Annotated in this window: 13 protein-coding genes; all 13 read left to right on the top strand. The window is 31.9% G+C overall.

Translation table 11 applies throughout. The features are described 5' to 3' along the window. Window positions 1-1,267, top strand: a 1,267-nt coding sequence (locus tag KPL51_RS20850) for a transposase (protein WP_216165950.1), incomplete at its 5' end; no start/stop codon positions are given. A 243-nt stretch (window positions 1,268-1,510) separates the two neighbouring features. Next, a complete protein-coding gene (locus tag KPL51_RS20845) occupies window positions 1,511-2,692 on the top strand; it encodes an ROK family transcriptional regulator (protein WP_216165943.1) in 1,182 nt (393 codons plus the stop codon). Between the two features lie 350 nt (window positions 2,693-3,042). Continuing rightward, window positions 3,043-4,134, top strand: coding sequence for a multiple monosaccharide ABC transporter substrate-binding protein (chvE, locus tag KPL51_RS20840; protein ID WP_216165941.1), 1,092 nt, complete (start codon window positions 3,043-3,045; stop codon window positions 4,132-4,134). Between the two features lie 73 nt (window positions 4,135-4,207). After that, on the top strand, window positions 4,208-5,743 hold the full coding sequence (mmsA, locus tag KPL51_RS20835; RefSeq protein ID WP_216165939.1) for a multiple monosaccharide ABC transporter ATP-binding protein: 1,536 nt from the start codon (window positions 4,208-4,210) through the stop codon (window positions 5,741-5,743). Next, window positions 5,743-6,918, top strand: a complete 1,176-nt coding sequence (gene mmsB, locus KPL51_RS20830; protein ID WP_216165937.1) for a multiple monosaccharide ABC transporter permease — start codon at window positions 5,743-5,745, stop codon at window positions 6,916-6,918. The genes mmsA and mmsB overlap by 1 nt, the downstream gene beginning before the upstream one ends. Before the next feature lie 139 nt (window positions 6,919-7,057). Further along, entirely contained in the window at window positions 7,058-7,681 is a 624-nt protein-coding gene (locus KPL51_RS20825) for a DUF4867 family protein (protein WP_216165935.1), read from the top strand. A 55-nt stretch (window positions 7,682-7,736) separates the two neighbouring features. After that, entirely contained in the window at window positions 7,737-9,218 is a 1,482-nt protein-coding gene (locus KPL51_RS20820; protein ID WP_216165933.1) for an L-fucose/L-arabinose isomerase family protein, read from the top strand. A gap of 103 nt (window positions 9,219-9,321) precedes the next feature. Continuing rightward, the gene (xylB, locus tag KPL51_RS20815; RefSeq protein ID WP_216165931.1) at window positions 9,322-10,854 is read left to right on the top strand and encodes a xylulokinase; all 1,533 of its coding nucleotides are present in this window, start codon (window positions 9,322-9,324) and stop codon (window positions 10,852-10,854) included. A gap of 859 nt (window positions 10,855-11,713) precedes the next feature. Continuing rightward, entirely contained in the window at window positions 11,714-12,733 is a 1,020-nt protein-coding gene (locus KPL51_RS20810) for a zinc-dependent alcohol dehydrogenase (RefSeq protein ID WP_216165929.1), read from the top strand. A 36-nt stretch (window positions 12,734-12,769) separates the two neighbouring features. Beyond that, on the top strand, window positions 12,770-13,600 hold the full coding sequence (gene kduI / locus KPL51_RS20805) for a 5-dehydro-4-deoxy-D-glucuronate isomerase (protein WP_216165927.1): 831 nt from the start codon (window positions 12,770-12,772) through the stop codon (window positions 13,598-13,600). Between the two features lie 51 nt (window positions 13,601-13,651). Continuing rightward, window positions 13,652-14,686 (top strand): TRAP transporter substrate-binding protein, encoded by a 1,035-nt coding sequence (locus KPL51_RS20800; RefSeq protein ID WP_216165925.1) that lies wholly within the window; start codon window positions 13,652-13,654, stop codon window positions 14,684-14,686. Between the two features lie 27 nt (window positions 14,687-14,713). After that, window positions 14,714-15,196, top strand: a complete 483-nt coding sequence (locus KPL51_RS20795; protein ID WP_216165923.1) for a TRAP transporter small permease — start codon at window positions 14,714-14,716, stop codon at window positions 15,194-15,196. A gap of 16 nt (window positions 15,197-15,212) precedes the next feature. Beyond that, window positions 15,213-16,520, top strand: coding sequence for a TRAP transporter large permease (locus KPL51_RS20790; protein ID WP_216165921.1), 1,308 nt, complete (start codon window positions 15,213-15,215; stop codon window positions 16,518-16,520). Window positions 16,521-16,567: the final 47 nt, after the last annotated feature.

Here is a 16,567-nt window from a genome sequence, read left to right as displayed (position 1 = left end):
CAGAAATAAACAATTCAATGAACTGAATAATACATATGGTTTGATAGAGTATTCACTTCATGATTTTGTAAGACCTATTCAAAAACATTTCAAAAATAACATAGATAGTTTTACTGCTCAAAAGATAGCGACAAGGTGTTTCGGAGCATTTCAAAAACTAATGTTTCATATTGCAGATAAAGTCCATTTTAAGAAATATGGTGAAATGAATAGTATTGAAGGTAAATCTAATAAAACGGGAATCAGATTTAAAGATGATAAATTAGTTTGGAATGGACTGGAAATAAATATAATTATAAAAAAGATTGATACCTATGCACAAAAAGCTATTCAAGATAGAGTTAAATATTGCAGAATAGTTAGAAAAATGATTCGAGGTAAATATAAATACTATGTTCAGTTAGTTATGGAAGGAATACCACCGGTTAAGACAGATAAAGAAACTGGTGAACTTAAAAGAAATATTGGACTGGGTAATTTAGGAATTGATATTGGTACTAGAACCATTGCTATATCAAGTAAAAATGATGTTAAACTACTTCCATTATGTCCCGAAGTGGAAAACATTCAGAAAAACAAAAATATATTGCAACGTAAATTAGATAGGCAACGTAGAAGTAATAATCTTAATAATTATAATGAAAATAGAACGATAAAGTGTGGGCTTAAATTAATATGGATTAAATCTAATAAATATATTAAAACTCAAAATAAGTTAAGAGATATTCAGAGAAAACAAGCAAGTATTAGGAAGCAGTCACATGAAAAGTTAGCTAATTTTATTATCTCTTTAGGTGATAGAATATTGGTTGAAACTATGCAATTTGCAGGTCTACAAAAAAGGAGTAAGGAAACAACCATAAATACTAAAACCGGTAAATTTAATAAGAGGAAACGATTTGGAAAGAGTTTAGCAAATAAAGCACCTTCAATGTTAATTGAGATAATCAATAGAAAACTTAAATATTATGGAATGGAAATATTGAAAATTAACACTCAAAAGGTTAAAGCATCCCAATATAGTCATTTCACAGGCGAATATAATAACAAAGAATTAAAAGATAGATGGAATAAAGATATTCAAATTCAAAGGGATTGTTATTCTGCTTTCCTTATTATGAATGTGGAAAATGATTTAAAATTAATTAATAGGGAGTTATGCAATAAAACTTATGATAGTTTTAAGACATTGCATGATGTTGAGATTAATAGATTAAAAGAAATGAAAATACGTGGAATTAATTTAATATCAAGTATGGGGATTTAAATCAATCAATACAGTTTTGAAGTGAGCCGTTATGCTATCGTTAATGGGTACGGAGGTATCTTTGGTAGTAAAATTCTTAGGGAAAATAATTAGTGCTAGTGTGTTGTAGGTATAAGCATTTAGAAATAATGTAAGTCTTTTAGTGAGAGCATTAAAGAAAGTTATTTAGTACTTAAGAACCCCATGCGTTTATGCGTGGGAGTTTCAGTGTGGATATAAATATTAGGATATGTGGTGAATAATATGTTAAATGATAAGAAAATTATAAATCAGAAAGTAATAAAACAATCAAACAGAAAAAAGATACTTAATCTTATTGCACAAAAAAGAGAGTACACTAAACAAAACATTTCACAAAAAATAGGTGTTAGTATACCAACCGTGATTTCAAATATAAATGAACTGATACAAGAAGGTTTAGTTGAAGAGGCTGGAGTCGCGGGATCAACTGGTGGAAGAAAACCTATTATTGTTAGATTTTTACCTAATTCTAAATATTCTTTTGGGATTGAATTTACATTAAGCAATGTAAGAATTATTTTAGTTAACTTAGACGGGAAAATAAAATTTGATAATACCTTTAAAGTTGAAAGTTTTAAAAATATAGATGATATTATTGATAAAATTCATAAGATTATAGGTAGTGTGTTGATCGAAAAGAAAATTAATCATAAGGATATTCTTGGAATAGGGTTTTCACTGCCAGGTACAGTTAATGAAGAAAAACTAACACTTGAGTTAGCACCCAATATAGGTGTTAGAAATGTTGATTTTAGTAGGTTTTCTCAGATGTTAGAGTTTCCTATTTATATAGAAAATGAGGCAAACTCAGCTGCTTTTGGTGAGGTAAGTCTAGGTATTGCTAAAAAGATGAGAAATCTAGTTTATCTATCTATTAATGAAGGTATAGGGGCAGGAGTAGTAATTCAAGACCGAATTTATAAAGGAAAAAATAAAAGAGCTGGTGAGATGGGTCACATGACAATTGTACCTAATGGGAAACCTTGTAATTGTGGAAGAAGAGGATGCCTTGAACAATATGCATCTAAGAGCTCTTTAATGAAAGAGTACAATAGTAAGAGCTTAAAACCGGTAAATACTTTAAAAGAGTTCTTCTCTAGAGTGGAACAAAAGGAAAACATTGCAATTTTAGAATTGGAAAAATATATTGATTTTCTTGCAATAGGAATTCAAAATATCGTGTTAATTATTGACCCACATTATGTGATTTTAGGTGGAGAAATGAGTGATTTTTCAGAGTATTACCTTAAGGCATTGAAAGAAAAAGTATTTGTAGAAAATAGTTTTTATGATGATACTAGTCTTAAAATATTTACATCTAAACTTAAAAAAGATTCTTCAATTTTAGGTGCGGCACTACTACCAATGCAAAATGTGTTTTCTATAAATGGGGAAATTATATAGAAATAAAGACCAGAAAAAACCACAAATGGAGCCAATAGTTATATTGGTTATATTTGTGTTTTTTAAACTAAACACTTATTGTCTAAATTAAATTTCTCTTAGTCAAATATTAGCAGTTATATATCCCAATAACCCTAATAACAACTTTTCAAAAGAACTTTATAAAATCACTTTAAAAAGTTTAGGATAACTGTTATAATGAAAATATAATATTTAAGGAGGCAGTAACACGAGTAAAACCTTCATGTTAAATGTGAAGTTGAATTTAATAGGTTAGGCAACGTGTTTTGGAAAATAGCAGCATTAAAAATGTAAACAATTTCATGGCTAAACTTAAGGAGGACTATTTAATGAAAAGATTACTTTCAACTATGCTAGCGGTAATACTTATGTTAAGTCTAATGGGGTGTGGGGAAACTAGATCTACCTCAACAAGCGATTTAAAAGCAGAGAACAACTTGGTTGGTGTTGCCATGCCGACTCAGTCACTTCAACGTTGGGATGGCGATGGTAGAAATATGAAGAGTCAACTTGAAGCTAAAGGATATACTGTTGATTTGCAGTATGCAAACAATGATGTAAACACTCAGATTCAAGAAATAGAAAATATGATTACTAAGAAATGTAAGGTTCTTGTAGTAGCAGCTATTGACGGTGCAACCCTTACCAATGTTATTAAAACAGCAAAAGAAAATGGGATCAAAGTTATAGCTTATGATAGATTAATTATGCAGACAAGTAACGTTGATTATTATGCAACGTTTGATAATTTTAAAGTAGGTGTTATCCAAGGAAAATATATAGAAACTAAACTTGGGCTTAAAGAGGGAAAGGGTCCTTTCAATATTGAATTATTTGGTGGATCTCCAGATGATAACAATGCAACATTCTTTTTTAAAGGAGCTATGAGTATTTTAAAGCCATATATTGACAAGGGTAAACTTGTTATTCCAAGCAAACAGAAAAATTTTACAACTATAGCTATTCAGAGTTGGGATTCAGCTAAAGCTCAAGGTAGAATGGACAACTTGATAACATCAACTTATTCAAAGGGAACTAAACTTAATGTGATTCTTTCACCTAATGATAGTTTAGCAATAGGTATAGTTGCTTCACTTAAAAATGCAGGGTATGGTACAGCTGATAAGCCATTTCCAATATTAACTGGACAAGATTGTGACAAGCCAAATATAATGGCAATAATTAATGATAAACAATCTATGTCAGTTTTTAAGGATACAAGAAAACTAGCTACTAAAGTTGTTGAAATGGTTAGTTCAATACTTCAAGGTGAAAAAGCTGAAGTGAATGATACAAAGACTTATAACAATGGTTCAGTAATTGTTCCATCTTACCTTTGTGATCCTGTTTATGTGGAAAAGACTAACTACAAGAAAATTCTTGTGGATAGTGGATATTATAAGGCGGCAGAGTTAAAGTAGAAATTATGCTAGTAGTAATTTTAAACTAGGCGCTATTTAAAAATCTAAAGTAATAAAGTTAGGAGATGTAGGGATGGATGAATTTATACTTGAAATGAGAAATATTACAAAGCTTTTCCCCGGAGTAAAAGCTCTTGACAATGTAAATCTGAAAGTTAAGGCGGGAGCAATTCATGCTCTAATAGGCGAAAACGGAGCTGGTAAATCAACACTTATGAATGTGCTTAGTGGCATATATCCATATGGAACTTATAGTGGTGAGATAATATTTCAAGGTAAAGAATGCGACTTTAGCAATATAAAGGATAGTGAGAAAACAGGGATTGGAATAATTCATCAGGAATTGGCTCTTATTCCATATCTTTCAATAGGGGAAAATATATTTTTAGGAAATGAGAGATCAAAATATAAATTTATTAACTGGGATCAAACTCATTTTAAGGCAAAAGAGTTATTAAAAAAAGTTGGGCTTAAGGAAGATTCTAATACAAAGATCAAAGATATAGGGGTTGGTAAGCAGCAACTCGTTGAAATAGCAAAAGCTTTGTCACAAAATGTAAAGCTTCTCATCCTTGATGAACCAACCGCCGCTCTTAATGAGGAGGACTCTAATAATTTATTGAAATTATTATTGGAGCTAAAAGAGGATGGAATTACATCGATTCTTATTTCTCATAAACTAAATGAAATTTTAAGGGTATCAGATTGTATTACTATTATCCGTGACGGATGTACAATTGAGACTTTGAATAAAGGGGATAAAGATTTAAACGAAGATAGGATAATTAAAGGTATGGTAGGTCGAGAACTAACAAATAGATTTCCAAGTCATGATTCTAAGATTGGTGAGGTTGTATTTGAGGTAAAAAATTGGAATGTATATGACCCCCTTATTGAAGATAGAAAGGTTATAAATGATGTAAGTATTAATGTCAAAAGAGGAGAAATTGTAGGTATTTCTGGATTAATGGGATCAGGAAGGACAGAGCTTGCCATGAGTATTTTTGGGAGATCATATGGTAAATGTATAAGCGGAAAGATCATAAAAGATGGTAAGGAAATTGTCCTTAAAAATGTTCGTCAGGCAATAGATAATGGAATAGCATATGTTACTGAAGATCGTAAAAGTGCAGGGCTTGTTCTAACGCAGGACATTAAAAGTAACATCTCTCTTGCGAATCTTGACAAAATAAGTACAAGGCATTTTGTGGATGACCAAAAGGAGATTCAAATTGCCCAGGAGTATCGAGAAAAGTTAAATATAAAATCTTCAAGTATTTTTCAAAACACAGGAAATTTATCTGGTGGAAATCAGCAAAAGGTAGTGATTAGTAAATGGATATTTACAGATCCTGAATTATTAATATTAGATGAACCTACTAGGGGAATTGATGTTGGGGCTAAATATGAGATTTATAACATAATTAATAAGTTGGTAGATGATGGGAAGTCAATTATATTTATATCTTCAGAACTTCCAGAGATATTAGGGGTTTGCGATCGAGTTTATGTAATGAATGAAGGGAAAATTGTTGGTGAGTTATCCGGTAAAGAATCATCACAAGAAAGCATAATGAAATGCATAATGAAAAACGAGGAGGTAACATAATGGATATAATTAAAAATGCTTTTAAAAAAAATATAAGACAGTATGCAATGCTTATTGCATTGGTAGTAATAACAGTATTTTTTCAAATTGCTACAAAGGGTATCCTTTTAGTACCAATGAATGTAACCAATTTAATACTTCAGAATGGTTATGTATTTATTTTATCCATAGGTATGATTCTTACTATTTTAACAGGGGGCAATATTGACCTATCAGTAGGTTCGCTGTGCGCTTTAATTGGTGCTATAGTTGGAACATTAATAATAACTATGAAAGTGAATATGGTACTCGCAATAGTAATTGGGCTTCTTTTGGCAGTACTTATTGGAATGTGGCAAGGTTTTTGGATCGCATACATAAGAATACCATCCTTTATAGTAACCCTTGCAGGAATGCTTTTATTTAGAGGTCTTACTGTTACAATGCTGAAAGGAGCAACTTTGGCACCTTTTCCTGAAAAATTTCAATCCGTAAGTTCTGGATTTGTACCTGATATTTTCAATGGACTTGGCACAAGTTTAAATTTTACAGCTATTTTTGTAGGGATTATTATATCTGCTTTATATGCAATTGTGAAGATAAAACAAAGAGCTAAGTGGCAAAAAAAAGATCTAGTAACTAGTTCATTAACGCTTTTTGTAATTCAAATAATAGCTATACTATTTGTAATTAATTTATTTTCCTATTGGTTAGCAGCATATAAAGGCATTCCAATAGCTTTAGTAATTATAGGAGTGCTTATTTTAGTCTATTCCATATTTACAACAAGGACTGTCCCTGGGCGCCATCTTTATGCAATGGGTGGTAATGAAAAAGCAGCAAAACTTTCAGGTATCAACACAAACAAGGTTTTGTTTTTATCATATGTTAACATGGCTGTTTTATCTGCCGTAGCAGGTATGATGTTCGCATCGCGTATTAATTCGGCATCACCTCAGGCGGGTCTTAATTTTGAATTAGATGCAATTGGGGCTTGCTTTATAGGTGGAGCATCAGCATATGGTGGAGTGGGTACAGTTACCGGTACTATTGTTGGAGCATTAGTTATGGGGGTACTAAACAATGGTATGTCCATCCTTGGAGTTGGAAGTGACTGGCAGATGTCTATTAAAGGGTTAGTTCTGTTGAGTGCTGTGGCATTCGATGTACTTTCCAAAAGAAAATCTAGATCTTAAAATTTTTTAAATAGTGATAAAGAATTTATGAAAACATATTGCTGAAAATATCAAAAAGAAGTAGAATGTACTTAATAAACTGACCTTAAAAAGTCATTCGAAAGTAAGTATTAATATTTAAACGAAAGGAAAGATAAATATGATTATTAAAAAAGTTACAGATAATGAATTTAAAAAATATGGACAAGTTTTAAAAAATTACAATTGCAAAGAACTAATTGAAAATATGAAAACTACTCCATTACCAAGGAAGGTAATCTACCAACCATCAATTAAAGAATTAGAAAATTTAAAAATTGCTGAAGATTTAGGAGCAAGAGAATTTGGTGGATTACCAATTCAAATAGGATATTGTAACGGTAATAATTATTTGTTAAATGCAGTCGAATATCATCGCTCATCTGAGGTAAATGTTGCAGCAACTGACCTTATTTTACTTTTAGGTTGCCAGCAAGATATTGAAGGGGATTATTCATATGATACATCGAAGATAGAAGCCTTTTTAATTCCAGCTGGTACTATAATAGAGGTTTATGCAACTACACTTCATTATGCACCTTGTAATGCAAATGAAAATGGATTTAGATGTGTAGTTGTACTACCTAGGGATACTAATTTACCACTGGAAAATAGAATTAATAAATCTGGTGAAGATGCTTTACTATTTGCTAGAAACAAATGGCTAATTGGTCATAGTGATACTGATTTAGGAGATAAGGGAGCATTTATCGGATTAATAGGTGAAAATATTTCAATAAAATAAAAAAACATAAATCATAAGAAAACTATTCATAATAAAATAATCGGAGGAATGAAAAATGAAAAATTTACCACAATTAAAATTAGGAATTGTTGCAGTAAGCAGGGATTGCTTCCCAATGGACTTATCAGAAAGCCGTAGAAAAGCAGTAGTTGAAAATTTTAAAAAATCTAATGTGGGTATATTTGAATGTTTAACTACGGTGGAAAATGAAACGCATATGTTAAAAGCATTAAAAGAGGTTAAAGAAGCTGGTGTAAATGCATTAGTAGTATACCTTGGAAATTTCGGTCCGGAAACTTCAGAAACCTTACTTGCAAAACAATTTGGTGGACCAGTAATGTTTGCTGCGGCTTCAGAGGAAAGTGGTGATAATTTAATGAATGGCCGTGGGGATGCTTATTGTGGAATGTTAAATGCAAGTTACAATTTAGCACTACGTAATATAAAGGCATTTATTCCTGAATATCCTGTTGGAACAGCTAGCGAAGTTGCTGATATGATTTCAGAATTCATACCCGTTGCTACTACATTACTAGGCCTTGATAATTTAAAAATAATCTCTTTCGGACCTCGTCCACAAGATTTTCTAGCATGTAATGCACCAATAAAACAACTATATAATCTAGGAGTTGAAATAGAAGAAAATTCAGAACTTGATTTATATGCAGCTTTTAATGAGCATGCTAATGATTCAAGAATTCCAGAAGTAATAGCTAGTATGGAAAAAGAATTAGGTAAAGGAAATAAAATGCCTGGTATATTACCAAAACTTGCTCAATATGAAATAACATTGCTGGACTGGATAGAAGCACATAAAGGTTCAAGAGAATTTGTTGTTTTTGCAAACAAATGTTGGCCATCATTCCAGACACAATTTGGATTTGTACCTTGTTATGTAAATAGTAGACTAACCGCAATGGGAATTCCTGTATCATGTGAAGTTGATATTTATGGTGCATTAAGTGAATATATAGGAACTTGTATAAGCCAAGATGTTGTAACATTACTTGATATTAATAATACAGTACCAAATGATATGTATGAATCAGAAATTAAAGGGAAATTTGATTATACAATAAAAGATACATTTATGGGATTCCATTGTGGAAATACCGCTACCTGTAAATTAACAAGTGGTACTATGAAGAACCAAAAGATTATGGCAAGAGCACTAGAACCTAATGTAGAACCAAACATAACTCGTGGAACACTTGAAGGAGATATTATTCCAGGTGAAATAACATTCTTCCGTCTACAAAGCAATGCAGAAGCAGAATTAACAGCATATGTAGCAGAAGGTGAAGTACTACCAGTTGCAACTCGTTCATTTGGTTCTATTGGTGTTTTTGCAATACCTGAGATGGCAAGATTCTATCGTAATGTATTAATCGAAAAGAGATATCCACATCATGGTGCGGTTGCATTTGGTCATTATGGAAAAGCAATTTACAACTTATTTAAATATCTAGGCGTTAAAGATTTGGCATTTAATCAACCTAAAGAGATGCTTTATAAAACAGAAAATCCTTTTAAATAATAGGGTATGTGGTGGTACATGTGGAAATGATGTAGTTTTAAGGAAAGAGCACTACTAGTCTAAAAGTTATTTTTAATAAGAAAATTATTTAGGAGGAGATTTAATGACCTATGTTTTAGGTATAGATATAGGAACTTCAGGAACAAAAACTATATTATTTGATGAAAAAGGTGTGGATATTTCAAGTGACTCAAAGGAGTATCCATTATATCAACCTGAAATTGGATGGGCGGAGCAAAACCCTGAAGATTGGTGGGAAGCAGTAGTAGCTACAATTAGCTGTGCAATAAAAAAGAGTGGTGTAAATATTGAAGACATTAAAGGTATAGGCCTATCAGGTCAGATGCATGGTTTGGTTATGATTGATAAAGAAGGTAAGGTCTTAAGGCCTTCTATAATATGGTGTGATCAAAGAACTTCTGAAGAATGTGATGAAATAACAAAAGCAGTTGGGGCGGAAAGGCTAATTGAAATAACAGCTAATCCTGCTTTAACAGGTTTCACTGCATCTAAAATTATGTGGGTTAAAAAACATCAACCAGAAATTTATAAGAAAACTTATAAAATACTTCTTCCGAAGGATTATATAAGATTTATGCTTACTGGGGAATTTTGTACAGAAGTATCAGATGCCAGTGGAATGCAACTTTTGGATGTTCCTAAAAGAATTTGGAGCGATGAAGTATTAGAGAAACTTCAAATTAACAAAGATTTACTTGGAAAAGTTTATGAATCCCAAGAAGTTACTGGAACTGTTAATAAAACTGCTGCAATGCTTACAGGACTTAAGGAAGGAACCAAAGTAGTGGGAGGAGCGGGAGACCAGGCAGCTGGTGCCATAGGAAATGGAATTGTTAGGTCTGGAGTTATTTCTTCTACTATAGGAACTTCCGGTGTTGTGTTTGCGCATACGGATAAAGTTACTATAGATAAAAAAGGTAGGGTTCATACGTTCTGTCATGCAGTGCCAGGCGCATGGCACATTATGGGAGTTACTCAAGCAGCTGGGCTTTCTTTAAAATGGTTTAAAGATAATTTATGTGCTTTGGAAAATCTGAATTCAGCATCTACAGGTGTTGATGTATACGAGGAGTTAAACAAGGAGGCACAGTCTGTAAAACCAGGATGCGATGGGCTAATGTATTTGCCTTACCTTATGGGAGAGCGAACTCCACATTTAGACCCTTATGCGAGAGGTGTATTTTTCGGGCTTACTGCAAGACATAACAAAAATGATATGCTCAGATCTGTTATGGAGGGTGTTGGATATAGCCTTGTGGACTGCATGGATATAATTAATGAAATGGGTATAACTGTGGATGAAGTAAGAGCTTCAGGCGGTGGGGGTAAAAGTCAAGTTTGGAGACAAATTCAAGCAGATATGTTTAACTGCGAAGTAGTAACTATTAATTCCAGTGAAGGACCTGCTCTAGGAGTGGCAATTTTAGCATTAGTAGGGGTTGGAGTTTACTCATCTGTAATAGAGGCTTGTGATATTATTATTCATAAGGTCACATCTCAAAAACCTGTTAATGAAAATAATATATTGTATAGTAAATATCATAATATTTATAAGGGACTATATACGGCTTTGAAGCCTGAATTTGCTAATTTAAACAAGATAACAAAAGGTTAATAAAGATCGGATTACACCTTATGTGCATTTATTAAGCAGCAGTAAATTACTGCTGCTTTAAATATTATGATCTATCCAATTTAGATTTAAAGGAGGTATTTTATATTTTATATAGAAGGACTCAATTGCAAAAGTAACTTTCACCCCTAACTCAATCAACAGTAGAAGTATATTTTAATGTGATCTATCAAGCACCATACTCAGTATTCGGCTTCTTCCATGGGGCTGTTACACTTGAAAAACACGGTTCAAAATACATCTCACTAAATGATGTAATTCTGATACCTAAACTATTTAAATATAATTATATCTGGCAATCATTACTGTTGGGTATATATTACTAATTTATAACATTTGGGGGGATTTTACATCCACAAAAAAAGTTAAATTCCACTCTTTATTTGCTATACCATAAAACAGAGCACCTCAAAAGAGAACCTGTTGACAAATTATACGTGTATCTATTTTTAATTTATGACCTCTGTTATTTAGTAGATGTGCTTTTATCATCAGGAATAAGAAGTTCTGCTGCAAAGTAGTTTGCTTGTATTATTTCTTTCATAGAAAAGGAAAAAATATTTTATTAAAGTATTTGTTTTGTTTAAGTCCTTAGTTAATGTAAGTGACGAAGAGCAAATAGATAAACTATGAATCTACAGTTAATTAGCAGCATAATGTATTATCTTCATAGATATAATTCCATCTGCAAATTATGAATATAATGCACCTGATTGGAATTTATGATAGAAATATAAAATAAATACATTGACTTTTATTAATCAGTTTGTTATTATTAAATTACAAAAGAGAAACAGCGTTCCACAATGAGGAACAAAAAAGTTATATGGAGGAATTATAAATGAAGACATTAATATATGCAGGTCCAGAAGAAGTGAGAGTTAAAGAAATGGAAGTTCCAGAACTTAAAGATGGACAAGTAAGAATTCGAGTAAAATACTGTGGAGTTTGTGGTTCAGATATAGGAATTTACTCAGGAAAACATCCAAGAGCAAAAGCTCCTTTAGTATTAGGACATGAGTTTGTTGGGGTTATTGATCAGATTAAAGGATCATCAGAAAAGTTTAAGATAGGAGATAGAGTTTGTGCTTATCCTTTAATTTCTTGTGGTAAATGTTTTGCATGTAAGACAGGATCACCACATGTTTGTAATACTTTAAAGCTTATCGGAATTGATATTGATGGTGGTATGGCTGAATATGTTAATTGCTATGAAAACGTATTAGTTAAACTAGATGATTCATTACCAGATAAGGTTGCAGCTGTGGTAGAACCTCTTGCGGTGGTTATTCGTACATTACATCAATCGAAATTTAAAGCTTTAGATAATGCTGTAATTATAGGAGCAGGTCCAATAGGGATATTAACTGGAATCGTATTAAAACATAGTGGAGCTTCAAAAATTATTATTTCAGATATTGATGATAGCAGATTGAAAATGTGTGAAGATATGGGATTTAAGGCTGTAAATGTGAAAACACAAAATTTAGTGGATTGTGTAAACGATATTACTGATAATGTTGGAGCTGATGTTGTATTTGAATGTAGTGGGGCTGAAGTTGCTGCCTTAGATATAACAAAAGTGTGTCGCATTGGAGGCACTATTTGTATGACTGGAATTCATAAGATGCCTCATGCAGTTAATCTTCAAGATGTTAATTTTAAAGAACAGACAATAGTTGGAAGCCGTGTATATACTATGAGAGAATTTGAACAAGCTGTCCAATATGCACAGCAAATTAAAGATGACATAGAAAAAATTGTGACACATATTGTTCCTTTAGATAGTGCAGATAAAGTTTTTGATTTAATAAAAAATCCAAATGAAAAAACTGTAAAAGTGATTATAGATTGTGAATAGCAGCAAAAATAAAAATTTGTAAATGGGAGTGAAAATATGAAAGTATATTATGCAAATCATCCTGAGGATTCAAAAAATTATACAACAGATTCTCTTAGAAAATACTTTTTAAAAGAACATATATTTATAAAAAATCAAGTGGAGTTGGCTTATAGCCATGTAGATAGAATAATTTTTGGTGGAGCAATGCCAGTCGATAAAGTTTTGAAATTAGAAGCTGGAGATGAACTGAGAGCAGCATATTTTCTTGAAAGAAGAGAACTTGGAACAATTAATATAGGTGGCAATGGATTAGTTACTATAGATGGTGTGAAATACGATATTAATCATTATGATGCTATTTATATAGGAAAAGGATCAAAGGATGTTACTTTTGAATCAAAAGATTCTAGTAATCCAGCTAAATTTTATATTAATTCATGCCCCGCTCATAAGACTTATCCAACAAAGAAAGTTGGATATGATGATGCAAATCATATAAAATTGGGAAGTACAGAGCTAATAAATAAAAGACAATTAAATCAATATTTACACCCAGATATTTTACAGACATGTCAACTTGCAATGGGAATGACAGAATTAGCTGAGGGGAGCGCATGGAATACGATGCCAAGTCATACTCATGAGAGAAGAATGGAAGTATATTTTTATTTTGACATGGATGAAAATACAAGGGTTTTTCATATGATGGGGCAACCAAATGAGACAAGACATATAGTAATGAAGAATGAACAGGCTGTAATTTCTCCAAGTTGGTCAATTCATTCGGGTGTTGGTACTAAAAGATATACATTTATTTGGGGAATGTGTGGAGAAAATCAAGACTTTGATGATATGGACAATCTTACAATGGATCAACTAAAGTAAATACTTTTTTATTAAAAAATGTATAAAAATTTAATTGAGGGGGATTTAAAAATGAGAAAGAAAATTTTATCAATTATTTTATGTGGAGTTTTTGCGACTACACTAGGATTAACTGGATGTGGCAATGGTGCAACATCACAAACCGAAGCTACAAAAGGAGGTCCAACAGTTTTAAAATTAGCATTTAACCAGGATGAAAAACACCCACAATATTTAGCTATGAAGGCCTTTACTGATACTGTAAAGGAAAAAACCAATGGAGCATATGATGTTGAGATTTATCCAAAAGAACTTTTAGGCTCACAAAAAGAAACGTTAGAGATGGTACAATCAGGAACAGTTGCTATGTCTATAGTTGCAAACTCTTTATTAGAGGGATGGAATCAAGATTTCTCAGTATTTAATTTACCATATGTGTTTTCTAGTGTAGAACATCAAAGAGCAATAGTAAATGACCCAAATCTGGTTGGTGATTTATATAATTCATTAAAAGATCAACAAGTAAAGGTATTATGTGCTTTCCATGGTGGTGTTCGTAATATATATACATCATATGGGCCTGTTACAAAACCAGAAGATCTTAAAGGAAAGAAAATACGTGTAATGCAGTCAGACACTAATATGCAAATGATGAAAATTATGGGTGGTACAGGAGTTTCAATGGGACAAGGTGATGTTTATACCGCTATTCAGACAAAGGTGTTAGATGGAGCAGAAAATAATGAATTAATATATAATAATCTATTACAATATGAAGTAGGCCCTTACTATAGTTATACTAAACATTTAATGCAACCAGATATGTTGGTAATAAACCAAAGTGTATGGGATTCACTCCCAGATGATGTAAAAAAAATATTTGAAGATAATATAAAAATAGCAGTAAATAGTGAATATGATGAATTCAAAGTAGCAGTTGACGCATCACTAGCAGCAGCAAAGGAAAAGGGCGCAAAAATTACAACTGATGTTGATATAGTTCCATTCCAAGAAGCAGTTAAACCACTTACAGAGGCAAAGATTAACTCAGATATAACAAAGAAAATTTATAAAAAAATTCAAGATACAGCCGGACAATATAAATAAAGAGAAAAATATTGGGAGTGAGTATATATGAAAAAAGTAAAAAATGGAATAGATAAGGTACTTGAATTGATATCTGTTACATTATTTGTTATTTTAGTTGTTACAGTATCGTGGCAGGTATTCTCTAGATATGTTTTAAAGAATCCAAGTGCTATTACAGAAGAATTGTCTAAAATTGCTTTTGTATGGTTAGTGCTTATATCAGCTGCATACCTATTTGGTGAGCATGGAGGACATATGAATATAGGAGTTATAGTGGATAAAGTAAGTCCAAAGGTAAAGATAATTTTAAGCTTATTCTCACAAATTGTAATATGTTTATTTGCAGCTTTCATTTTACTATCAGGAGGATATACTGCCGTAATTAATGGATGGGCACAGATTAATTCCTCTATACCAAGTATAACAACAGGCCAAATTTATATGGCTCTTCCAATTTGCGGAGTATTTACAATGTTTTACAGCATTAACTATATGATAGAAGACATTAAAAATTTATTGAAAAAATAAAGGAGAGAAAATAATTATGGCATATTATGCTTTTCAAGTTGGTCTGGTAATACTTATTACCTGTATTGTTCTTCTTTCACTTGGAGTTCCTATAAGTGTTAGTATGGGTGTTGGGGCAGTATTAGCAATATTTGTAGTTTTAGCACCTGATAAAGTTGCAGTTACGTCAGCACAACGTATATATACGGGTATAAATTCATTCTCTTTACTGGCTATTCCATTTTTTATATTATCTGGAAGCATAATGAATAATGGTGGAATAGCTAAAAAACTTATAAATTTTGCTAAAACATTAATTGGTTCAATACCTGGTGCATTAGCATTGACTAATGTAGTTGGAAATATGTTCTTTGGTGCTATAAGTGGGTCAGGCGTAGCTGCAGCAGCTGCAATAGGTGGTGTCGTTGGTCCTTTGGAAAAGGAAGAAAATTATGATCCTGCTTACTCAGCTGCAGTTAATATTGCATCAGCACCATGTGGAATGTTGATTCCACCAAGTAATACTTTTATTGTTTACTCATTGGCAAGTGGTGGAGCCTCTATTGCAGCATTATTTGTGGCTGGATATATTCCGGGAATCCTTTGGGGACTAACCTGTATGATTATCGCTTATATAGGTGCAAAAAAATTGGGATATAAGCCTAGTCCAATTAGTGGTGTAAAAGCGAAGTTTAAAACTTTTATAGAAGCAATACCAGCATTATTTTTAATAGTAATTATTGTAGGCGGTATTTTAGGAGGAATTTTTACACCTACAGAAGCAAGCTGTGTATCTGTCGTTTATGCTTTGATTTTATCAGCTTGTTATAGAACTTTAACACTAAAAGATTTATACAGAGTATTTCTTGAGTCAGCTAAGACAACAGGTATGATTATATTTATGATAGGTGTTTCAGCAATATTAAGTTGGATTATGTCATTTACTAAAATTCCTACTTTAATTGCAAGTAGTTTAATGGGTGTTACAGATAATAAAGTATTAATTATGTTGATGATAAATACAATTATGTTATTTATGGGATGCGTAATGGATCCTACACCAGCTATATTAATTTTTACACCCATTTTTTTACCTATTGCTCAAGGCTTAGGATATAATGTAATTCATTTCGGTGTAATTATGGTATTTAATTTCTGTATAGGAACAATAACACCGCCTGTAGGGCCAATATTATTTACAGGATGTAAGGTAGCTAATCTTAAAATAGAAAATGTTATAAGGCGATTGCTGCCGTATTTCGCAGCTGAAGTGGTTCTTTTGTTAGTAGTAACATTTATTCCGGAAATATCATTATTGATACCCAAATTATTGGGACTTATGTAATAGAAATCTTTTAAATGCATTAAGTGGTGTGATATTATAAAGATGTA

Source organism: Clostridium bowmanii (assembly GCF_018861315.1).
In the GTDB taxonomy this organism is placed as follows: Bacteria; Bacillota; Clostridia; order Clostridiales; family Clostridiaceae; genus Clostridium_AD; species Clostridium_AD bowmanii.
The sequence above is the reverse complement of the archived record's forward strand: the minus strand, read 5'-3'. Positions and strand labels throughout refer to the sequence as shown.

Coding starts and splice junctions, on each gene's coding strand:
- KPL51_RS20790 (WP_216165921.1), top strand. CDS start 15,213: ATGGCATATTATGCTTTTCAAGTTGGTCTGGTAATACTTATTACCTGT.
- chvE (WP_216165941.1), top strand. CDS start 3,043: ATGAAAAGATTACTTTCAACTATGCTAGCGGTAATACTTATGTTAAGT.
- KPL51_RS20820 (WP_216165933.1), top strand. CDS start 7,737: ATGAAAAATTTACCACAATTAAAATTAGGAATTGTTGCAGTAAGCAGG.
- xylB (WP_216165931.1), top strand. CDS start 9,322: ATGACCTATGTTTTAGGTATAGATATAGGAACTTCAGGAACAAAAACT.
- KPL51_RS20825 (WP_216165935.1), top strand. CDS start 7,058: ATGATTATTAAAAAAGTTACAGATAATGAATTTAAAAAATATGGACAA.
- KPL51_RS20800 (WP_216165925.1), top strand. CDS start 13,652: ATGAGAAAGAAAATTTTATCAATTATTTTATGTGGAGTTTTTGCGACT.
- mmsA (WP_216165939.1), top strand. CDS start 4,208: ATGGATGAATTTATACTTGAAATGAGAAATATTACAAAGCTTTTCCCC.
- KPL51_RS20845 (WP_216165943.1), top strand. CDS start 1,511: ATGTTAAATGATAAGAAAATTATAAATCAGAAAGTAATAAAACAATCA.
- KPL51_RS20810 (WP_216165929.1), top strand. CDS start 11,714: ATGAAGACATTAATATATGCAGGTCCAGAAGAAGTGAGAGTTAAAGAA.
- kduI (WP_216165927.1), top strand. CDS start 12,770: ATGAAAGTATATTATGCAAATCATCCTGAGGATTCAAAAAATTATACA.
- mmsB (WP_216165937.1), top strand. CDS start 5,743: ATGGATATAATTAAAAATGCTTTTAAAAAAAATATAAGACAGTATGCA.
- KPL51_RS20795 (WP_216165923.1), top strand. CDS start 14,714: ATGAAAAAAGTAAAAAATGGAATAGATAAGGTACTTGAATTGATATCT.